This window comes from Clavibacter michiganensis, assembly GCF_021216655.1.
Taxonomy (GTDB): Bacteria; Actinomycetota; Actinomycetes; order Actinomycetales; family Microbacteriaceae; genus Clavibacter; species Clavibacter michiganensis.
Window position 1 is genome coordinate 2,171,891 of the sequence record NZ_CP080437.1, and the last position, 20,350, is coordinate 2,192,240.

The 20,350-nt window shown below is 75.0% G+C and carries 21 protein-coding genes; 14 read left to right on the forward strand and 7 right to left on the reverse strand.

Annotated elements, in window-relative coordinates; all coding sequences use genetic code 11:
- The first annotated feature begins 105 nt into the window (after positions 1 to 105).
- Together K0V08_RS10235 and K0V08_RS10240 are read left to right on the forward strand one after the other, a co-directional pair.
- Entirely contained in the window at positions 106 to 1,902 is a 1,797-nt protein-coding gene (locus K0V08_RS10235; RefSeq protein WP_079534277.1) for a MinD/ParA family ATP-binding protein, read from the forward strand.
- 80 nt (positions 1,903 to 1,982) lie between these two features.
- The gene (locus K0V08_RS10240) at positions 1,983 to 3,311 is read left to right on the forward strand and encodes an MATE family efflux transporter (protein ID WP_231689072.1); all 1,329 of its coding nucleotides are present in this window, start codon (positions 1,983 to 1,985) and stop codon (positions 3,309 to 3,311) included.
- A 15-nt stretch (positions 3,312 to 3,326) separates the two neighbouring features.
- Here K0V08_RS10240 and K0V08_RS10245 read toward each other — a convergent pair whose 3' ends face one another.
- The 4 genes from K0V08_RS10245 to K0V08_RS10260 form a co-directional block, all read right to left on the reverse strand.
- On the reverse strand, positions 3,327 to 4,187 hold the full coding sequence (locus tag K0V08_RS10245) for an aldo/keto reductase (protein ID WP_079533955.1): 861 nt from the start codon (positions 4,185 to 4,187) through the stop codon (positions 3,327 to 3,329).
- Positions 4,188 to 4,238: 51 nt separating this feature from the next.
- Positions 4,239 to 4,679, reverse strand: a complete 441-nt coding sequence (locus K0V08_RS10250; RefSeq protein ID WP_079533953.1) for a hypothetical protein — start codon at positions 4,677 to 4,679, stop codon at positions 4,239 to 4,241.
- A gap of 89 nt (positions 4,680 to 4,768) precedes the next feature.
- Positions 4,769 to 5,716, reverse strand: coding sequence for a methyltransferase family protein (locus K0V08_RS10255; protein ID WP_079534275.1), 948 nt, complete (start codon positions 5,714 to 5,716; stop codon positions 4,769 to 4,771).
- Positions 5,713 to 6,228: an ASCH domain-containing protein gene (locus tag K0V08_RS10260; protein WP_079533951.1), complete on the reverse strand. Its 516-nt coding sequence runs from the start codon at positions 6,226 to 6,228 to the stop codon at positions 5,713 to 5,715. The genes K0V08_RS10255 and K0V08_RS10260 overlap by 4 nt, the downstream gene beginning before the upstream one ends.
- 56 nt (positions 6,229 to 6,284) lie before the next feature.
- Here K0V08_RS10260 and K0V08_RS10265 point away from each other — a divergent pair, with 56 nt between their 5' ends.
- Together K0V08_RS10265 and K0V08_RS10270 are read left to right on the forward strand one after the other, a co-directional pair.
- Positions 6,285 to 6,821, forward strand: a complete 537-nt coding sequence (locus K0V08_RS10265) for a hypothetical protein (protein ID WP_012039548.1) — start codon at positions 6,285 to 6,287, stop codon at positions 6,819 to 6,821.
- A 66-nt stretch (positions 6,822 to 6,887) separates the two neighbouring features.
- Positions 6,888 to 7,448, forward strand: coding sequence for a GNAT family N-acetyltransferase (locus K0V08_RS10270; RefSeq protein ID WP_079533949.1), 561 nt, complete (start codon positions 6,888 to 6,890; stop codon positions 7,446 to 7,448).
- Here the strand turns inward: K0V08_RS10270 and K0V08_RS10275 are convergent.
- On the reverse strand, positions 7,445 to 7,963 hold the full coding sequence (locus K0V08_RS10275; RefSeq protein ID WP_079533947.1) for a GNAT family N-acetyltransferase: 519 nt from the start codon (positions 7,961 to 7,963) through the stop codon (positions 7,445 to 7,447). The genes K0V08_RS10270 and K0V08_RS10275 overlap by 4 nt on opposite strands.
- 53 nt (positions 7,964 to 8,016) lie before the next feature.
- Between K0V08_RS10275 and K0V08_RS10280 the strand changes: the two genes are divergently transcribed.
- The 10 genes from K0V08_RS10280 (at position 8,017) to K0V08_RS10325 (ending at position 17,819) form a co-directional block, all read left to right on the forward strand.
- Positions 8,017 to 8,625, forward strand: coding sequence for a TMEM175 family protein (locus K0V08_RS10280; RefSeq protein WP_012039551.1), 609 nt, complete (start codon positions 8,017 to 8,019; stop codon positions 8,623 to 8,625).
- A gap of 134 nt (positions 8,626 to 8,759) precedes the next feature.
- Complete coding sequence (locus K0V08_RS10285) at positions 8,760 to 9,719, forward strand: DMT family transporter (protein ID WP_228510973.1); 960 nt, start codon at positions 8,760 to 8,762, stop codon at positions 9,717 to 9,719.
- Between the two features lie 9 nt (positions 9,720 to 9,728).
- Positions 9,729 to 10,424 (forward strand): endonuclease NucS, encoded by a 696-nt coding sequence (nucS, locus tag K0V08_RS10290; protein WP_012039553.1) that lies wholly within the window; start codon positions 9,729 to 9,731, stop codon positions 10,422 to 10,424.
- Between the two features lie 179 nt (positions 10,425 to 10,603).
- Complete coding sequence (locus K0V08_RS10295; protein WP_079533943.1) at positions 10,604 to 11,815, forward strand: hypothetical protein; 1,212 nt, start codon at positions 10,604 to 10,606, stop codon at positions 11,813 to 11,815.
- 1 nt (position 11,816) lies between these two features.
- Positions 11,817 to 13,475: a glycosyltransferase family 2 protein gene (locus tag K0V08_RS10300; RefSeq protein ID WP_079533941.1), complete on the forward strand. Its 1,659-nt coding sequence runs from the start codon at positions 11,817 to 11,819 to the stop codon at positions 13,473 to 13,475.
- A gap of 49 nt (positions 13,476 to 13,524) precedes the next feature.
- On the forward strand, positions 13,525 to 14,244 hold the full coding sequence (locus tag K0V08_RS10305; protein ID WP_079533939.1) for an HAD family hydrolase: 720 nt from the start codon (positions 13,525 to 13,527) through the stop codon (positions 14,242 to 14,244).
- A gap of 113 nt (positions 14,245 to 14,357) precedes the next feature.
- Positions 14,358 to 14,819, forward strand: coding sequence for a MarR family winged helix-turn-helix transcriptional regulator (locus tag K0V08_RS10310; protein WP_012039555.1), 462 nt, complete (start codon positions 14,358 to 14,360; stop codon positions 14,817 to 14,819).
- A 59-nt stretch (positions 14,820 to 14,878) separates the two neighbouring features.
- Positions 14,879 to 15,748: a M56 family metallopeptidase gene (locus K0V08_RS10315; protein WP_079533937.1), complete on the forward strand. Its 870-nt coding sequence runs from the start codon at positions 14,879 to 14,881 to the stop codon at positions 15,746 to 15,748.
- A gap of 251 nt (positions 15,749 to 15,999) precedes the next feature.
- Complete coding sequence (locus tag K0V08_RS10320; RefSeq protein WP_079533935.1) at positions 16,000 to 17,109, forward strand: VIT1/CCC1 transporter family protein; 1,110 nt, start codon at positions 16,000 to 16,002, stop codon at positions 17,107 to 17,109.
- Positions 17,110 to 17,171: 62 nt separating this feature from the next.
- The gene (locus tag K0V08_RS10325; protein WP_012039558.1) at positions 17,172 to 17,819 is read left to right on the forward strand and encodes a HEAT repeat domain-containing protein; all 648 of its coding nucleotides are present in this window, start codon (positions 17,172 to 17,174) and stop codon (positions 17,817 to 17,819) included.
- A 20-nt stretch (positions 17,820 to 17,839) separates the two neighbouring features.
- Here K0V08_RS10325 and K0V08_RS10330 read toward each other — a convergent pair whose 3' ends face one another.
- On the reverse strand, positions 17,840 to 19,330 hold the full coding sequence (locus tag K0V08_RS10330; protein WP_012039559.1) for a glycoside hydrolase family 28 protein: 1,491 nt from the start codon (positions 19,328 to 19,330) through the stop codon (positions 17,840 to 17,842).
- 117 nt (positions 19,331 to 19,447) lie between these two features.
- Positions 19,448 to 20,314, reverse strand: a complete 867-nt coding sequence (locus K0V08_RS10335; protein WP_079533934.1) for an alpha/beta fold hydrolase — start codon at positions 20,312 to 20,314, stop codon at positions 19,448 to 19,450.
- Between the last annotated feature and the right edge of the window lie 36 nt (positions 20,315 to 20,350).

A 20,350-nucleotide genomic window follows, 5' to 3' on the forward strand; every position in this document is an offset into this window, starting at 1 on the left:
CCTCGCCGGCGGGGGCGCGGCCGCGGGGGCGTCCGCCGGATCCGGGTGCCCGACCGCCCCCTGGTAGCCTCGTCCGCGCAGGCGGGGACGATGAAGGCGAGCCACATGACCGACGACACGCACGACACCGGCCACCGCGACGGCGGGGCGTCCGAGCCTCCCCTCCTCAGCCGCAGGGAGCTGCGTCGCCGCCAGCAGGAGATGGAGCGGAGCTCCGCCGACGCGTCGGGCGACGCGCACCGCTGGGTGGATCCCTTCCCCGCCGTGCCGCGCACCTCCGAGGGCGGTCTGTTCGGGCCCGACCGCGTGCGCCCCGGTGCCGCTCCCGTCGAGGCCGCGGCTCCCGAGGTCGATGACGCGGACGTGCGCGACGCCGACGCGTCCGGCGCCGAGCCCGACGAGGAGGTCATCGTCGGCACGCACGCCTTCGACGAGCTGTTCGACGACGCCGAGGACGACGACGTGGATCCCGAGGACCGCGTGCCCGCCGCCGCCGCCGTGCCCTCTCCCGCGGAGGACGACGACGCCGACGGTGTCCGCCCCGCCGCCGCGCCCACCCCCTTCGACGCCGTCGTCTCCCCCGAGGCCGGATCCGCGTGGGCGGTCCCGGCGCCGCACGTCGTGAACGCGCACCCCTTCCGCATGCCGCTGCGCCCGAGCGCGGAGTCGTCCGGCCCCGAGCCGGCGGACGCCGAGCGCACTAGCCCCGCCCCGGCCGAGTCCCCGGCCGCGCGCGACGACGCCGCGCCCGTCGACGACGCGCCGCCCGCCCGTGCCGCTGCCGCGGTGGAGCCCCAGCCGAACCCGATCGCGTCGCTCCCCGCCGCGCCCGACGACGTCGAGGAGCCCGTCGACGACCGCCGCCCCGGCACCGACCTCACGGCGTTCCCCGACGCGGATCCGCAGCGCTACGCCATTTCCACCCCGCGCGCCGACGCCGCCACGAGCGCCCTCACCCTCTTCCCCGAGCAGACCGGCCAGCGCGCACCGCGCGGACCGGCCGTCGCCCGCACGGGCTTCCGCGGCTTCATGAACAGCATCACGGGCGGCGTCTTCAAGATCGGCCCCGGCGCCGAGGAGGCCGCCGCGAACGCGGAGGTCGCGCGACGCCAGGGCGACGAGCGCGTGATCCGCCAGGCCACCTGGTCGCGCGCGGTCAGCGTGCTGGTCGCGAACCGCAAGGGCGGCGTGGGCAAGACGCCCACCTCCCTCATCCTCGGCGGCGTGCTCGGCTCCATCCGCGGCGGATCCGTCGCGGTGGTCGAGGTCACCGACGATCCCGGAGCGCTCGGCTACCGCGCCGAGGGCCAGCCGACCCGGGGGCTCGGCGAGCTCGTGCGCGACCGCGACGAGATCCACAGCGCGGGCCAGCTCGCCGGCTACACCGCGCCGCAGACGAGCTTCGCCTCGGTCGTCGCATCCGTCGGGCCGCGCCGCGAGCTCACGGGCGACGACGTCATCGGCGTCTCGCGCCTCATCGACGAGTACTACGCGATGCGCGTGATGGACTCCGGCAACCAGCCGTCGTCGTCCGCCTTCCGCGGCGCCATCGAGGTCACCGACGTGCTCGTCGTCCCCGTGCTCAACGCGGGCGACGCGGTGCTCGAGGCCGTGGCGCTGCTCGACTTCCTGCGCGAGCTCGGCGGGCACGCGGCGATGCTGGCGGACAACGCGATCATCATCCGCCTGCACGACGGGCGCCCGGAGGATCCCGCGGTCGTCGCGCGCATCGACCGGATCCTCGACGACGCCCGCCCGGCCCAGATCTTCACGGTGCCGTACGACGCGCACATCGCGGAGCGCGGCCCGATCTCGCTCGCCTCGCTCGACCCCGAGGTCGCGCGCGCCTTCACGGCCGCGACCGCCGGGGTCGTGCAGCGGCTCACGCACGCGGTCCGCTGACGGACGCGTCCGAGGGCGGATCCACCGGGCGCCGCCCGCGGATCCGCCGCCCGCTCGACCGCGAGATCCTCGCGCTGGCGGTGCCCGCGCTCGGCGCGCTCGTGGCCGAGCCGCTGTTCCTCCTCACCGACACGGCGCTCGTCGGGCACCTCGGCAGCGCGCCGCTCGCGGGCCTCGGCATCGCGAGCGTGATCCTGCAGACGATCGTCGGGCTCCTCGTCTTCCTCGCGTACGCGACCACGCCCACGGTCGCGCGGCGGCTCGGCGCGGGTGACCGGCCGGGCGCGATCCGCGCGGGCATCGACGGCCTGTGGCTCGCGCTCGCCCTCGGTGCCGTGGTGCTGGTGCTCGGCCTGCTGTTCGCGGATCCGCTCGTGCGTGCCCTCGCGGACACCGGCGGCGCCGACGCGGACCCCGCCGCGACCGCCGCCGTGGTCGACGCCGCGCGCACGTACCTCGGCATCTCGCTCGCCGGGATCCCCGCGATGCTCCTCGTCATCGCCGCGACCGGCCTCCTCCGCGGCCTGCAGGACACGCGCACGCCGCTCGTCGTCGCGGTCTCCGGCTTCGCGGCGAACGCGGCGCTCAACGCGCTCCTCATCTACGGCCTCGGGTTCGGCATCGCCGGATCCGCGTGGGGCACCGTGGTCGCGCAGTGGGGCATGGCGTCGGTCTTCGTCGTGATCGCCGTGCGCGCCGCCCGCGAGACGGGCACGACCCTGCGGCCCGGGATCCGCGGCGTCGCGCGCTCGGCGGCGTCGGGCGGCTGGCTGCTCGTGCGCACGGCGTCGCTCCGGGCGGCGATCCTCGCGACGGTCGCGGTGGGCGCGGGACTCGGGGTGACCGGGCTCGCGACCCTGCAGATCGCGCTCACGCTCTTCTCGACCGTGGCGTTCGTGCTCGACGCGCTCGCGATCGCGGGCCAGGCGCTCGTCGGCCACGGCCTCGGCGCCGACGACGTGCCGCGCGTCCGGGCCGTCGCCCGCCGCCTCGTGCAGTGGGGCGTCGGGCTCGGCGTGATCCTCGGCCTCGTGCTCGCGGCCCTCTCGCCGCTGCTCGGGCCGGTCTTCACGGGCGACGCGGGGATCCACCGCATGCTCACCGCCGTGACCCTCGTGCTCGCCGTCGGCCTGCCCGCCGCCGGCTACGTGTTCGTGCTCGACGGCGTGCTGATCGGCGCCGGCGACGCCCGCTACCTCGCCCTCGCGGGCCTCGTGAACCTCGCGATCTACGCGCCCGCCCTGATCCTCGTGGCCTGGCTCACCGAGACCGGCCGCGTCGCCGGCACCCCCGCCCTCCTCGCGCTGTGGGCCGCCTTCGGCCTCGTCTACATCGGCGCGCGGGCGCTGACGCTGGGCCTCCGGGCGCGCGGCGACCGGTGGATCGTGACGGGGGTCGCGCGGGCGTGATCCGCGCCGCGCGCCTCAGTACATCGCGAGCGGACCCGCGCCCGCAGGTGCCGGGAACGCGCGGTCGAGCGCGGCGAGCGTCTCGTCCGGGATCACGAGGTCGAGCGCGGCGCGGTTCTCGGCGACGTGCGCGACGGTCGCGGCCTTGGCGGTCGCGAAGACGTGCGGCGCCTGGCGGACGACCCAGGCGAGCGCGAGCTGACCCGCGCTCATGCCGAGCGGCTGGGCGAGGTCGTCGAGGGTCGGATCCGTCGCGAGGCGTCCCTGGTCGAGCGGCGAGTAGGCCATGACGGGCGTGCGGCGGGAGCCGGCCCACGGGATCACGTCGGCCTCAGGCCCGCGCTGGGCGAGGTTGTAGAGCACCTGGTCGGTCTGCACGGCGTCGCCGCCGGGGATCGCGGCCAGCTCGTCGAGGTCGTGGGCGTCGAGGTTGCTGACGCCCCACGCGCGGATCAGGCCCTCCTCCACGAGCTCCTGCATCGCGGCGACCGTGTCGGCGAGCGGGTGGGATCCGCGCCAGTGCAGCAGGTAGAGGTCGAGCCGGTCGGTGCCGAGGCGGGCGAGGCTGCGGCGGGCGGCCTCGCCCGTGCCGCGGCGGGACGCGTTCGACGGGAGCACCTTGCTGATGAGGAAGACCTCGTCGCGGCGGCCGGCGATCGCCTCGCCGACGAGCTCCTCGGATCGCCCGCTGCCGTACATCTCGGCGGTGTCGATCGCGGTGAGCCCCGCGTCGAGGCCGGCGCGCAGGGCGTCGAGCTCGGTCGCGCGGGCGGCGGGCTCGTCGCCCATGTTCCAGGTGCCCTGCGCGAGGGCGACCGCGCTGCGGCCGTCGGGGAAGGTGGTCGTGGGGATCAAGGTGTCAGCCATCGCGTCCATCCTCCGCCTCGGGGACGCGTGCGCGGGCGGCCAGGGCGGCGCGGCGGGCGCTCAGCCGCACGCGGTCGCGTGCCGCATCTCGAACCGCGGGAGGTCGTCTCCGAACCCCTCCGCCTCGAGTCGCGCGGTCGCCTCGTCGAGGACGGCGGCACCCCGCGCGTCGGCCTCCACGCGAAGCAGATCCTCGGGCGACGGATCCGGCTCGCGGACCCGGAGGGCGCTCTCGAGACCGGCCTCGGACGCCGCGATGCCGTCCGCCCCGGGATCCGCTTCGAGGAGCGCCTCCTCGAACCGCTCGATGGGGCCGTCCCGCTGGTCGAACCCGTCGATGACGCCGAGGCTCCAGCGTGTCGCGCACTCCGCGCCGTCGGAGCGGGTCCACGTCTCCTCGCGCACCGTCTGCGAGCCGTTCACGATGCGGGCGACGGAGGCGCACCCGGCGAGGAGTCCGACCGCGAGGGCCGAGGCGAGGAGGAGCCGGAGGCAGCGCATGCCTCGACGCTACGGCGGCGCCTCGCCCCGGGCATCGGCCGGCCGGATCACACGCGTACGCCGCGAGTCGCCGCGCCGTCGTCGCCGCGTCAGCGTCCCCGCCTCGTCGCCGCGACGCCCGGGAACGTCGGCACCCAGCAGCGCACGGCGGCGCGGTAGCGGCGGAACGGATCCCCGAAGCGGGCCTCGAGGTCCGCCTCCTCGCCCGGCCGCACGACGTGGTTCCAGAGCGACGAGCCGATGACGGCGTAGGCGACGACGAGCCAGGATCCGAGCATCAGCCCGACCGCCGCCGCCTGCGTCACGCCCGCGAGCGCCATCGGGTTGCGGACGAAGCGGTACGGGCCCGCGATCACGAGGCGCGTGGCGGTCGCCGCCGGGAGCGGGGTGCCGCCGCCGCGGGTAGACATGGCGGCGGCCGACCAGATCCCGAGCGCGCTCGCGATCACCAGCACGGCGATCCCCACGGGCAGCGACCACGACGGCAGCGGCACGGCCACCCGCCAGCGCAGCTCCAGCCAGCGGATCCCGAGCGGCGCGACCACGAGGAAGGAGCCCCAGAAGACGGCGATCTGCAGGGCCGTCGCCGTCACGTGCCGCGAGGTGGGGGCGCTCGCGTCGGCGGGTCGGGCGGCGAACGGGCCGATCAGCGCCCACCGGGTCGGCAGCCGGCCGAGGAGCAGCAGGGCGCAGGCGACGAGGGATCCGAGGGCCGCCGCCGCCATGATGACGACGCCGATCCCGGCCTCAGTCGTGAAGGTCGCGTATGCGGCGAGCGCGACGGCGACCAGGAGCGTCCACGCGGAAGCGACGACGGCCGCCCATCGGATCCCCGCCGCGGCCAGCGCCGACCCCACCACGAACAGCGGGACGTCGAGCAGCGCGACGGGCAGCGGATCCAGCGACCCGAGCGTGGCGACCCGCACCGCCGGGACGAGGGGGACGGCGATCCACCACGCGGCCCCGCCGAGCGCCTGCGCGGCGAACCAGAGGCGCGCCCATGTGCGCGCGGATGGGAGGCGCGACGCGCGACTCACCGCGCGTCCGCGTGCTCCGGCGGCCACACCACGGCGAAGCGCTCGAAGACGATCTCGTCGTCCTCCGACCACGCGGCGCCGCGGGCCGCGCTGACGCGCTCCCAGTAGATCCGGTGCTGCGTGCGCCAGCTCTCGAGCGAGAGGTCGTCCTCCCCCTCGTCGTGCGCGAAGGCGGCGTCGGCGCTCGTGAAGGGGCCGACGCGGAGCTCGGTGCTACGGATCACGATGCGCGGCGCCCCGGTGCTGTCGCAGGCGATCCAGTGGGATCCGATCCGCGGCACCTCGTCGCCGCGCGCGAGGAAGTCCGCGACCAGCTCGGCGGTGGCGCGCTTCCGACCGGAGAGCACGATCCCGAGCAGCTCGTCGGCGAGCCGGGCATGGTCGCCGAAGTGCTCGACCGTGTGCTCGCGCCCGGCCGCGGCGGCCTGCGGGTGCGCCTCGGCGTACGCGGCCCACATCCCGGCGGCCGCGGCCAGGTCGGGTGGGGAGACGGGCGCGGTCGCATCGGGCATGGATCCGATGCTCCCACGCGGGCGGTGCCTGCCCGCGGCGCGCCTAGCCTGATCCCGTGACCGACCCGCATCCGCAGCCCGCCCCCGAGCGCCGCGACCGCCGCCGCCCCGACGCCGAGCAGCGCTCCGAGGCGCTCAAGGAGCGGATCTACGTGACGTTCACCGCGCTCGCGGTCACCATCGCGACCGAGCGCGAGGCCGAGCACGCGACCGTCGGCGGAGCCGCCCTCACCCTCCTGCTCACGGTCGTCGGCACGCTGCTCGCGGTGTCGGTCGCGGAGTACATCGCGCAGATGGTGCGCGACGGGGAGGTGCCGGACCGCAGGGACGTCGGCCACATCCTCTACGTCGCCGTGAGCTCGCTCGGCGCCCTGCCGGCGCCGATGGTGATCCTCGGGCTCTCCGCGCTCGGGGCGCTCGACCTCGCGACGGCCCTGCGGATCATCGCGATCGTGCTCGTGGCGACGCTGGTGATCGTGACGCTGCTCGCGGTCCGCCGGCTGCGCGTGGCGTTCGGCGTGAAGCTCCTGGTGCTCGCGGGCGTCGCGGTGCTGGGCGTCGCGGTCCTCGTGGTGGAGCTCGCCGTCCACTGATCCGCCGGGTATCCGGTCGCCGCGGCCCGCCGCCGACCCGGCGCACCCGCCACGTAGCGTGGACGCATGTCCGCGTCCCCGCTGCCCGCGCTCCTCGAGACCGCCCGCCTCCGGATGCGGCCGCTGGGCCCGTCGGACGTCGACGTCGTCCACCGCCTCTGGGCCGAGCGCGATCCCCGCCACCCCGCGAGGCGACGCCTCGACGATGAGGGCCGCCCGTCGCGCGAGGAGGTGCGCGACCGCCTCACGGTGCAGGCCGAGGAGTCGCTCCGGACGGGGATCGGTCTGCTCGCGATCGAGCGCCGGGACGAGCCGGGAGCGATCGGCTACTGCGGCCTCGTCGTCGGCAGCGCATCCGTGGACGAGCCCGAGATGGCCTTCGAGCTGCTCCGCGAGGTGCACGGCTCGGGGCTCGCGACGGAGGCAGCGCGCGCCGTGGTCGAGGCCGCCCGCGCGTCGGGCCGCGCACGGCTCTGGTCGACCGTGCGCCGGTGGAACGCCGCGTCCTTCCGCGTGCTCGAGAAGGCGGGCTTCACGGAGAGCGGCCGCGTCACGCCGGATCCCGAGGACGGCGACACCGTCTGGATGGTGCGCGACCTCGGCGAACCGTCGCCGCACGGCGGCTAGCCGGCGCGCGACTCCCAGCGCACCTCGCCGTCGACGCGCTCGTCCGTGGGCGCGAGCCCCAGCCGCCGGGCGACCGCCTCCGACGCCGCGTGGTCCGGGTGGATGTTCGCCCGCACGATCCCGACGCCGTCCTCCCGCAGCCACGCGACCATCGCCGCCGCGCACTCGGCCGCCGCGCCGGATCCCTGCGCCGCCGTCCCCACGAGCCACGCGACCTCCGCCACCCGCGTCGGCGCCTCGCCGGTCACGGTCGCCTGCACGAACCCCGCCGCGCGTCCCGACCCGCGGTCGCGCAGCACCCACACGAGCCACCGCGCGGATCCGTCCGGCGAGCGCCCCGCGGCCTGCCGCGCGAACCGGACCTCGAGCGCGGCGGGCGACGGCGGCTCTCCTCCGGTGAAGCGGTACAGCGCCGGATCCGCGAGCACCGCGACCATCTCGCGCGCGTGCGCGACCACGAGCGGCTCGAGCGCGAACCGCGCCGTGACGAGCACGGGAGCGGACGACGTCGTCATGGGCCGATGCTCGCACGTGTCGGTGAGGCCGGTCCGTGTGATCTGATCGACCCATGCCCACCGCCCGCGGACTCGAGCGCCTCGTCGCCTTCAGCGACGCGGTCGTCGCCATCGCCATCACGCTCGTCGTGCTCCCGCTCGTCGACACGGCGCGCGACGGCGCCAGCGACAGCGTCCTCGGGTTCCTCCGCGAGAACGCGGCCCCGCTCGGCGCGGCGGCGCTGAGCTTCGTGGTGATCGCGAGCCTGTGGCAGGCGCACCACTCCGTGTGGGGCCGGTTCACGATGGCGACCCGCGGCATGATGCGGGTGAACTTCGCCTGGCTCGCCGCGATCGTCTTCCTGCCGCTGCCCACGGTGCTCATCGTGGGCGCGACGAGCGAGGACCGGCTCGGCGTGGTGATCTACATCGGCACGATGGTCGTCGCCACCTCCTCGCTCGCGATCGTCGCCGAGCTCGCCCATCGCGCCGGCGCCGAGGACGACGCCGCGGAGGCCGCGACCGCCTCGCTCCGCCGCCGCCGCTGGATCCCCGCGGGCCTCATGGCGCTCGCCCTCGTCCTGGCCGCGGCGATCCCCGGCGTCGGCACGTGGGCGCTGCTCGTCCTGCTCGTGGCGATCCCGGCCGAGCGGCTGGGCCGGCCCCGCGCCTCCCGCGGCTGATCGGCGTCGCACCCCACCGGTACGGTGACGACGTGACACCCCGCGGCGCACCGGCGCCCACCCCAGCGCCCGCATCCGCCGCCTCGCCGACCGGGCTCCCCGGCGGCCGCCGCATCGCGATCCAGTTCGCCGCCATGGGCACGGTGTGGGGCGCGAGCTTCCTCTTCATGAAGGTCGCGCTCGAGGGCGTCTCGTTCGGCCAGGTCTCGTGGACGCGGCTGGTGCTCGGCGCGATCGCGCTCGGCCTCATCGTCGCCGCGCGCCGGCTGCCGCTGCCGAAGGAGCGCGTCGTCTGGCTGCACTTCGCGGTCGTCGGCGTCGTGGGATCCGCCATCCCGTACTCGCTGTTCGCGTGGGCCGAGCAGCACGTCACGTCGGGCGTCGCGAGCATCTACAACGCGACCACGCCGATCATGACCGCGCTCCTCGCGACGCTCGCCTTCCGCGTCGAGAGGCTGGGCCGTCGCCAGCTCGCGGGCATCGCGCTGGGCATCGTCGGCGTCGTCGTGATCATCGGCCCCTGGCGACTGACGCCGGACGCGGAGGCCGCCGCGTCCGGCCAGCCCCTGCTCGAGCTCGCCGGCCAGCTCGCGTGCCTCGGCGCGGCCCTCTGCTACGGGATCACGTTCGGCTACCTCCGCCGCTTCCTCACGCACCGCGGCATCCCCGGCGTCGTGACCGCGTTCATGCAGATCGGCATGGGCGCCGCCGCGATGATCCTCGCCACCCCGTTCCTCGCGACCGGCCCCGTGTCGCTGGATCTCCCCGTCGTGCTCAGCCTCGTGGTGCTCGGCGTCGTCGGCACGGGCCTCGCCTACCTCTGGAACATGAACGTGCTCCTCGCGTGGGGGCCCACCGCCACCTCGACCGTCACGTACATCACGCCCGTGGTGGGCGTCGCGCTCGGGATCCTCGTCCTCGGCGAGACCCTGCACTGGAACGAGCCCGCCGGCGCCGTCCTCGTGCTCCTCGGCGTGCTCCTCTCCCAGGGCCGCCGCCGCGCGGGACGCGGATCCGTGACCCGGGCCTCCGCGACCGTCGCACCCGCCGCCGCCGCGCCCGCAGCGACGCGCACCCCTCCGACGCCCGGCTAGGCTCGCCGGGTGCGTCTCGTCATCGCCCGCTGCTCCGTCGACTACGCCGGCCGCCTCAGCGCGCATCTCCCCCTAGCCACCCGCCTCCTCATGGTCAAGGCCGACGGGAGCCTCCTCGTCCACTCGGACGGCGGCTCCTACAAGCCGCTCAACTGGATGAGCCCGCCCTGCTCCATCGTCGAGGTCGAGCCCGACGACGACCAGGCGCTCGCGGGCGTCCGCGAGATCTGGCGCGTCGTGCAGCCGAAGACGGCCGACATGCTCGTCGTCTCCATCCACGAGGTGCTGCACGACTCGGCGCACGACCTCGGCGTCGACCCGGGCCTCGTCAAGGACGGCGTGGAGGCGCACCTGCAGAAGCTGCTGGCCGAGCAGATCCACCTGCTGGGCGACGGCCACGAGCTCGTGCGCCGCGAGTACATGACCGCCATCGGCCCGGTCGACATCCTCGCGCGCGACGCGTCCGGCAAGTCCGTCGCGGTGGAGCTCAAGCGCCGCGGCGACATCGACGGCGTCGAGCAGCTCACGCGCTACCTCGAGCTGATGAACCGGGATCCGCACCTCGCGCCGGTCACGGGCGTCTACGCCGCGCAGGAGATCAAGCCGCAGGCGCGCACGCTCGCCGAGGACCGCGGCATCCGCTGCCTCCTCCTCGACTACGACGCCATGCGCGGGATGGACGACGGGCACTCGCGCCTGTTCTGACCCGTTCCGCCCCGCGGCCCGCCGCGCCGCGAGCGCCCGCATGTCCATCGCGCGACGTGTCCCCGTTCGGGGGCTGTGCACTGCTCGGGCCCGTGCCTAGCGTCTGACGGGCGACGGCTCATCGCCGCATGGCCGGGGGTGGACGTGAGGCGTGCCGAGGCGATCGCCGGGTCGACGCCGTGACGACGATCGACGCCACCGCCTCCCGCGCCGCCGCGCGAGCAGCCGGAGCCGGTGCCGGACCGGGAGCGGGACCGGCCGTCGCACGCGTGCGCATCGACCCGTATCCGCGCCGCCGCAGGAACCGCTGGCTGCTGCGGCTGCTCTTCTCCCTCCCGTACGTCGTGGTCGCGATCCTCGGCGAGCGGGCGACCGCGCAGACGCCCCCGGCGATGAGCACGGTGAACGCCGACCTCCTCGCGCGGGTCGCCCGGATCGACTGGACCCGCGCCGACGCCGCGTGGGTGGGCGACCTCTACCCGCCCGTGGGGACGGTCCTCGCGGCCATCACGCCCGGCGGGACGCTCGGCCTCGGGATCGTCGGCGCGCTCATCGCGGGCCCGTTCCTCCAGCAGATGCTCCAGGCGATGCAGCAGCGCCGCTTCCCGCCCGTCGAGTCCGCCATGTTCATGGCGGCCCTCGCTGCCAACCCGCTGTTCGCCCAAATGGTGACCACCAACCTCGAGGCGTTCCTCGGCGTCGCGGCGTTCGGCGTGGGCGCGACCAACATGGTGCGCTTCGTCGCCTACCGGAACACGCAGGCCGGCTTCCGCGCGGGCCTGCTGTTCGCGCTCGCGGCCCTGTCGAGCGCGAGCGGCATCGTCTACATCGTGGTCATCGGGCTCGCCGCGCCGCTGGTCTCGCTCGCCCGCCGCGGGGAGCGCGGAGCCCGGGCGTCGAACATCCTCGTGCTCCTGTTCCCGACCCTCTCGGCGTTCCTCACCGTGTCGTTCCTGCAGCTCGTGTTCCTGCACCGGCCATTCGCGTTCATCGAGGCGCAGTTCCACTACGACCCCGCGCTCTGGGCGACCGTGCCGCAGCTCGTCACCACCCTCAACGGGTTCCTGCTGCTCGCGCCGATGATCTCCGGGTGGATCCTCGCGCTCCTGGTCCGCCGCCCCGGCGCCGTGCTCATCTCCACGCTGCTGTTCCTCGGCCTGCTGACGGGCTACATCCTCGGCCTGATCCCCGCCAACTCCGCCGGCAACACCTTCTTCATCATGACGATGATGGGCATGGCGATCCTGCCGGCCGCCACGACGCGACGGGCAGACGTGCTGATCACGGTCGTCGCCGCCGTGCAGATCGCCATCGCCTGGGCGGCCGCGTACAACCGGCCCGTGGTGCTCGACTGGATGGGATCCATCGCCCGCGTCCTCGGGTGGGCCTGAGATGACGATCGCGCAGCCGACGTGGACGGACGGCATCGACCCGGACCTCGCCCGCCCTGGCGACCGCGCGCGCTACCTCGCCGAGGGCTGGCTCCCCGTCCGGCGGCTCGACGACGGCCGGCAGCTCGTCGCCGCGGAGGAGCGGCGCCGGGATCCGGGGTTCGAGGCCGCGCTGGCCGAGGAGCTGGGCGGGCCGATCGCGGTCACGCTCGTCGACGCGTGGGAGCTCAAGGACGCCGTCCTCCGCCTCTTCGGCGAGGCCGTCGCAGACGACGCCGCCAACCGGCTCTTCCGCCGCAACCCCGAGCTGTCCGGCCGCTTCGTCTTCTCGCGCGGCCAGAAGGCGGGGGCCCTGGTGGCCGCCGTCGTCATCGTCGCCCTGGCGGTGGTGTGGCCGCGGCAGACCGCCGTCGGCGCGCTCTCCGTGGTGAGCCTCGCGTTCCTCGCGGCGACGACGTTCAAGTTCCTGGTGGCGCTGCAGGGCGCGCGCTTCGACGTGGTGGAGCGCGTCACCGACGCGGAGGTCGCGCGCCTCGACGACGCCGACCTGCCCGTCTACACGGTGCTCGTGCCGGTGTTCCGGGAGGCCAACATCGTCGCCCAGCTCATCGAGAACCTCGGCGGCCTCGACTACCCGGCGCACAAGCTCGAGGTGCTGATCCTCATCGAGGAGGAGGACTCCGAGACCCGGGACGCGATCGTCCACGCGGATCCGCCCGCCCACTTCCACATCGTCACCGTGCCCGCCGGCCAGCCGCAGACCAAGCCGCGCGCCTGCAACGTGGGCCTCACCCTCGCGTCGGGGGAGTTCCTCGTCATCTACGACGCGGAGGACACGCCGGATCCCGACCAGCTCAAGAAGGCCCTCATCGCCTTCGAGCGCGGCGGGCCCGAGATGGTGTGCGTGCAGGCCGCCCTCAACTACTTCAACGCGACCGAGAACGCGCTGACGCGCATGTTCACGCTGGAGTACTCGTACTGGTTCGACTACATGCTCGCGGGCCTCGACCACTCGGAGCTGCCGATCCCGCTCGGCGGCACCTCGAACCACTTCCGCACGGGCGCGCTCGTCGAGCTCGGCGGCTGGGATCCCTACAACGTGACGGAGGACGCCGACCTCGGCATCCGCGCCTCGGCCGTCGGGTACCGCGTGGGCGTCATCAACTCCACCACCATGGAGGAGGCGAACACCTCCATCCCGAACTTCATCCGCCAGCGCTCGCGGTGGATCAAGGGGTACATGCAGACGACGCTCGTGCACGCCCGCCGTCCCGTCGCCCTGATCCGCGAGGTCGGGATCGTGCGCTTCCTGTCGTTCGCGCTGCTCATCGGCGGGACGCCGGCCACGTTCCTCGGCGTCATCCCCTTCTACCTGGTGACCATCGCGTCGCTGGCGATCCCGAACGAGGTGCTCGCCTCGGTCTTCCCGGCCTGGGCGCTCTGGACGAGCCTGTTCAACTTCCTCATCGGCAACGGGGTCATGGTCTACGTCTCGATGATGGGACCGTTCAAGCGCGGCACGTTCCACCTGATCCTGTGGTCGCTGCTCAACCCCGTCTACTGGATCCTCCACTCCATCGCCGCGTACAAGGGCCTCTGGCAGCTGCTCACCCGGCCGCACTACTGGGAGAAGACGGAGCACGGCCTCACCCAGCAGTGAGGGTGCGGGTTCCCGGCGGGCACCCGCACGACCCTCGTAGGGTGGCAGCGTGACCGCACCCGACACGTCCACGCCGTCCGCCGCCGTCGTCGGCTCCGCGCCCTGGAGCTGCATCCTCTTCGACCTCGACGGCACCATCACCGACTCGGCCCCCGGCATCACCGCGCAGCTCGCGAAGACGCTGGTCTTCATGGGCCTGCCCGTGCCCGGCCCGGCGCAGCTCCTCGAGTACGTCGGCCCGCCCATCCTCGACTCGTTCCGCGACCTCGCCGGCATGGACGACGTCGCCCAGCAGCGCGCGCTCGCCCACTACCGCGAGGGCTACGCGGGCGGCGGCGTCTTCGACAGCTCGGTGTACGCCGGCGTCCCCGAGGTGCTGCGCGCGATCCACGCGGCCGGCATCCCCATCTCCCTCGCCACCAGCAAGCCCGAGTCGCAGGCCCGCCGCGTGCTCGACCACTACGGCCTCGCCGACGTGTTCACCGAGGTCTGCGGCGCGAGCGAGGACGAGGTCCGCTCCGCGAAGGCCGACGTCATCGAGGAGGCCCTGCGCCGACTGCGCGCGGACGGGATCGACCTCGGCAACGTCGTGATGGTGGGCGACCGCGAGCACGACGTCCTCGGCGCGGCCGCCCACGGGATCCCGACCGTCATGGTCGGCTGGGGCTACGGCAGCCCGGCGGAGGCCGCGGGCACCATCGCGGTGGTCGAGACGGCCGCCGAGCTCGAGGCGCGGCTGCTCCCGACGGCCGCCCGACCCACCGCCTGAGGCCGCCGCTCCGAATCCCTCACAAGCAGGAGCCTTTCCACAGATCCGGCCGCCGGCCCCCTATCGCCCAGGGGTTAGCAACACGGAGTGACAGAATGACCCGCGGAGGAACCATGTCAACACCGCAGGACCTGCAGGACCCGCTCGCGCTCGACAGGCAGGTCAGCTACTCGCTCGTCGTCGCCGCCCGCAGCGTGACCGCCCTCTACCGACCCATCCTCGACCCGCTGGGGCTCACCCACCCCCAGTACCTCGTGCTCCTCGCGCTCTGGGCCCGCGGGCCCCGCTCGGTCAAGGACCTGAGCCACGAGCTCCAGCTCGACAGCGCCACGCTGTCCCCGCTCCTCAAGCGGCTCGAGGCGATGGGCCACGTGTGGCGCGTCCGCCGGGCCACCGACGAGCGCGTGCTGGAGATCGGCCTCACCGACCAGGGCCGCGAGCTCCGCGAGAAGGCCGTCGCCATCCCGCAGCAGATCCGCGACCGCCTCTCCATGACGGAGGAGCAGCTCGAAGGCCTGAAGACCGTGCTGAGCCAGGTCATCGACAACGCGAAGGCCCTCCCCGAGACCATCTGACCGGCCGACGCACCACCGGCCGTGGCGCACCACCGCACCACCCGATCGGAGCGCGACCAGTGAGCGACACGGTCCGCGCTGTGCTCCTGCTCGAGTGCTACGTCACCGTCACGCTCCTTGCGCCGCTCCTCCTCGGCCGCCTGCCGCTCGTCGCGCAGCGGCCCGTGGCGATGCTCGCGGCCTGGCACGGGTTCCTCGTCACGGCGGTGCTGAGCCTCGGATCCGGGCTCGGCCTCCTCATCCACCAGGGCATGGCGATGCAGGCGGGCGCCGGCCCGCAGCAGGACGCGGACACCGCGCCCGTCGCCGCGATCCCGCTGGCCTACGTCGCCGCGGGCGTGCTCGGCGTGCTGCTCTTCCGCATCGTGGAGGAGGGCGGCCGGGTGGTGCGCGAGGCCAGGCAGCGCGCGGGCGAGGTGGCGACGCTGCTGCTCGCGTCACGGCCGTACCGGGTGGCCGGGCGGGATGCGCGCCTCGTGGAGTCGGATGTGCCCCTCGCCGCGCTCTCCCCCGCGACCGGCGTGATCCTCCTCACCACCGAGGCGCGCGCCCGCCTCGACGACGACGAGCTCGCGGCCGTGCTCGAGCACGAGACCGCGCACCTGGAGCAGCGGCACGCCCTCGCGGTGCGGATCGCGCAGGTCTCCCGCGCGATCCTCCCGGCCCTGCCCGCGAGCCAGCGCCTCGCCCTCTCCACCACCATCGCCATCGAGTTCATCGCCGACGACCACGCGGCCCGCGTCGCCGGGCCGGCCACGGTCGCCTCGGCCCTCCGCAAGCTGGATCCCGACGGCGGCCTCTCCGCCCTCCGCGCCGATCGCATGCGCCACCCCCGCGGCGGGCATCGCGTCGCGCTGCGGCTGCTGTGCGCCGTCGCGTGCGCGCTCCCCGTGCTGCCGCTGGTCATCGTGCTGCTGCCGGCGGCCTGAGCGACGGGGCCACCCGGCCCGCTCGGACCCGTGCGCTAGGGTCTCCTCTCGAAGGGGAGTAGTCCCCCCGGCCTCCTAGCCGGACGGCGATGCGTCGACATGCTGGCCCCCGGGCCCGGTGCATCACCCGCCACGAGCACGAGCGGCGGGCGGACGAGACCTTCGGCCAGACGAACGACAGGCGCACGATGCGCCGTCGCGTCGGCCGGAGACCCTCTCAGGTTCCCGGCCGTCGCCCGACCGGAGGACCCATGACATCCATGCCCCCTGCCCCGACGCCCGATCCGACGCCCGCCCAGGTGCGCCGCTGGCGGCAGTACCTCGCCGACGAGCGCGCCGAGGCCGCCGTCTACCGCGACCTCGCCGGTCGCCGCACGGGCGAGGAGCGCGAGATCCTGCTCGCCCTCGCCGAGGCCGAGGGTCGCCATGCCGACCACTGGATCGAGCTGCTCGGCGACCGCGTCGGCAAGCCCGTCCGCGGCGACATCCGCACACGGATCCTCGGCCTGCTCGCCCGCCGCTTCGGATCCGTCTTCGTGCTCGCCCTCGCGCAGCGCGCCGAGAGCCGCTCGCCCTACGCGGACGACGCCGACGCGACCGACGCCATGGCCGCCGACGAGCGCGTGCACGAGGAGGTCGTGCGCGGCCTCGCGACCCGCGGCCGCATGCGCCTGTCGGGCACGTTCCGCGCCGCGGTGTTCGGCGCCAACGACGGGCTCGTCAGCAACCTCGCGCTCGTCCTCGGCATCACGGCCACGGGCGTGCCCAACGCCGTGATCCTCGCGACGGGCCTCGCTGGCCTCCTCGCCGGTGCGCTCTCGATGGGCGCGGGCGAGTTCGTGTCGGTGCGCTCCCAGCGCGAGCTGCTCGAGGCGTCGGCCCCGGATCCGGGCACGCGCGACGCCCTCCCCCACCTCGACGTCGACGCCAACGAGCTCGCCCTCGTCTACCGCGCCCGCGGCATGACCGAGGAGGAGGCGCTGACGCACGCCGACGAGGTGCTGCGCGACCTGGCCGCCGAGACCCGGCCGATCCCCGTCAGCATCGCGGGCGTCGCCGCCTCGGAGGACGACCACGAGAGCGTCGGCACCGCCTGGGGCGCGGCGATCTCGAGCTTCTGCTTCTTCGCGTCCGGCGCCGTGATCCCGGTGCTCCCGTACCTCTTCGGGCTGCAGGGCCTCGCGGCGCTCGCCCTCGCGTGCGTGCTCGTGGCCATCGCGCTGTCGATCACGGGCGCGGTCACGGGCCTCCTCTCGGGCGGCCCGCCGCTGCGCCGCGCGGGACGCCAGCTGCTCATCGGGTTCGGCGCGGCCGGGGCCACCTACCTGCTGGGGCTGCTCTTCAACACGCAGGCCGGCTGATCCGCGGGTCCCGCCGCTCCGGGCGGCGGGGCCGGCCCGTCGCAGCCGATACGGTTGTCGGCATGGCTGACGGAGATGACCCCCGCCGTCGCGAGGACTCCCTCGCGACGCGCATGAGCGACGCGGTGTCGCGCACGAGCGAGCGGGAGGTCGCCCTGCGGGCGATGGGCCTGCTGGACGGGTTGTACGAGGGCGACGACTTCCTGCTGCTGGTCGGCGGGCGCCACGCCCGCGGGATCCTCAACGGCGCCCCTCCCCTCTACTGGCCCGAGGCGTGGGGTGCCCGCGCGCTCCTCTACGCCTGGACGCCCGAGGCCGCGAAGGTCGTCGAGAAGAACCTCACGAACCGCGCCTGGCGCGTGCGCGAGGCGTGCGCGAAGGTCGTCGCGACCCGGCAGCTGCCGCTCGTGCGCGCCCTCACGGTGCTCGTCACCGACGAGAACGCCCGTGTCCGCGGCGCCGCCCTCCGCGCGCTCGGCGCCGTCGGCGGTCCGTCCGACGAGGAGGTCATCCGTCGCGCGCTCACGGATCCCGACACCTCCGTCCGCGTCGCCGCCCACGACGGCCTCGAGGCCCTCGCCGCGCGCCACGAGCAGGTGCTCTCGCCCGCGGGTCGGCACGCGGCCGCCGCTGCCGAGGCGAGCGCTCCCGCCGCCGACGCGGACGACGCGGACGCGGACGACGCCGACGCGGACGCCGACCGCCCCTAGGCCCCGACGGGCGCGCTCCCTCAGAGGTCGGGGAACGCCGGGAACGCGCAGGTCGGCGGATCCCCGGCGTCCGGCCCCGCCGTCACGCGCACGTCCGACGCGGTGGATGCGAGCGGCACGCCCCCGAAGGTCGCGCCCGCCGTCGTGATGTCGGCCGCCGCCATGTCGACGCGCGCCGAGTCCACCGCGGTGCCGCGGAGCGCGAGGCCCAGCGGGTGCGCCGCGTCGTACCCGTCGAGCTCCGACGACGCGAGGTGCAGCGACCGGATCGCCCGGAAGCCGTCCACCACGATCCCCGTCATCGTCGGGATGGAGGTGCCGACCGCCGACGAGTAGCGGGGATCGAACGCCAGGGGGTACTTCACCTCGTCGACGCACACGTCGCGGTACTCGACGTCCTGCACGAGGCCGCCTGACACGGCGGAGCTCTTGATGCGGATGCCACCGGCCGCGACGCTCAGCGCCCCGAAGGCGTCCCGTCCGCTGACGGTGACGCGGGCGACGAGCACGTCGCTCACCCCGGCCTGCGTCTCGCTGCCGATCGCGACGCCGTGCGTGCCGAAGAGGTGGTCGTCGAGGACGCTGATGTGCGCCGACGCCGCGGTGCCCGCCTTGACGGCGATGCCGTCGTCGCCGGCGCTGATCCACGAGCGGGCGATCGTCACGTCGGTCGCGCCGGCGGGGTCGATGCCGTCCGTGTTGCGGGCGCCGGCGGGGGTCCGGATCCGCACGCCCCAGACGGTGAGGCCGTCGCCGTGGTCGAAGGACACGTGCGTGCCGGGCGAGTCGACGAGGTCCACGTCGTGGAGCGTCACGTCGTCCGCCCGCGTCGCGGCGACGAGCCGGGGCACGTTCTGCTTGCCGGCCTGCTTGGCGCTGGCCGCGACCTGCCACCAGCTCGCGGTCCCGCCGAGGATCGGGAGGTCGCCCCGGCCGTCGACCCGGCCCCGGCTCAGCCCGGTCGCCGCGCTCGACGCGAGCCCGGAGTGCGACGAGAGGCTGATGAAGGGCCGGCAGCCGTTCCCGGCGCCGCCGACGGTGCCGCACGTCGCCCGGCCCGCCACCTGGTAGTCGGCGGCGGCGCGGGAGGCGTGCAGCACGACGGCGGGATCGAGGACCAGCACCTCGCCGGCGCGCACGGTGATCGGCGCGCTGAGGAACGCCGCCGTGGTGCTCGAGGCCGCGAGGACGACGGCGCCGCCGGAACCCGCGCACCCGTCGAGCGCGGCCTGGATGCGCGCGGTGTCCGGGGCGTGCGCCTCGTCGTCCGCGGATGCCTGCCGCTGCGCCATCGCCACCTGGGCCGGGACGGTCGCGCAGGTGGTGGTCGGCGCGGCCGGCTCCCCGACGACCCGCCGGTCGCCGAGCACGGCGGATCCCGCGTCGCCCGCCGACGCGACCGACGCGGCCCCCGGCGGCGCCGCGGCGAGCGTGACCACGGAGGCGAGGACGGCGACGACGAGCAGCCCGTCGACCAGCAGCGTGCGGATGCGGTGGGGAGCGAGGCCCATGCGGCGCCCTTCCGAGGATCGAGGCGAGGAGGTCCCGCGCGATGGGGCCACGGTAGGTGGCAGGGCGACGGCCCGCGCGGACGCTCCCCAGCCCGACCCCGGCCCGACCCGGCGGCGTCAGAGTCCGGAGAGGAAGTCCTCGACCAGGCCCGCGAAGAGGTCCGGCCGCTCGATCTGGGGCATGTGCCCGCAGTCGGGGATGAGGCGGGTGCGCGCGTCGGGGAGCTCGCGCGCGACGGCCGCGAGGTGCGCAAGCGGCAGGATCCGGTCGCGATCGCCCCACACCGCGAGCACCGGCAGGCCCGACTCCCGCACGCCCTCCACGAGCGGACGGCGCCAGCGCGAGCTCACGCCGCGCACCGTGCCGAGGTCGCGCGCGATGTCGAGCATCGTCGCCGCGTGGGTCGGCCGGGCCGAGAGCTCCTGCGCGTGCCGCACGCGCGCGTCGGTCGTGAGCGCGGGGTCGTGGAAGATCGTGCGGGTCGAGCGCCGCGAGTTGCCGGGCGTCGGGCGCATCAGCAGCGTCGCGAGCGGGTCGAAGGCGAGCATCCGGAGGCCCACGGTCACCTGCCGGCCGAAGCCCGCGCTGTCCGCGAGCACGAGCGCCCGCACGCGATCCGGGTGCCGGGTCGCGAGGGTCATCGCGACCGCGCCGCCGAGCGAGTTGCCGACGACCGTCACGGGACCGGCGACGCCCGCCGCGTCGATGTACGCGGGCAGCGCGTCGGCCAGCGACTCCAGCGTGGTCGCTCCGACGACGGGATCCGACCAGCCGAACCCGGGCAGGTCGAGGCTGTGCAGCTCGTGCCCGGCGGAGAGGCGGGCGTGCTGCTCGTCCCAGTCCTCGAGGCTGCGGCCGATGCCGTGCAGCAGGAGGAGCGGATCCCCGGAGCCGGTCACGCGGTGCCGCACCCGCCGGCCGCCGACGTCGAGCATCGCGGTCCCCGGGGCCCGGAGCGGATCGACGTCCCCGGATGCGGCCATGTCGCGACCCTACAGAGGATCCCCCGGGCGAGGGAT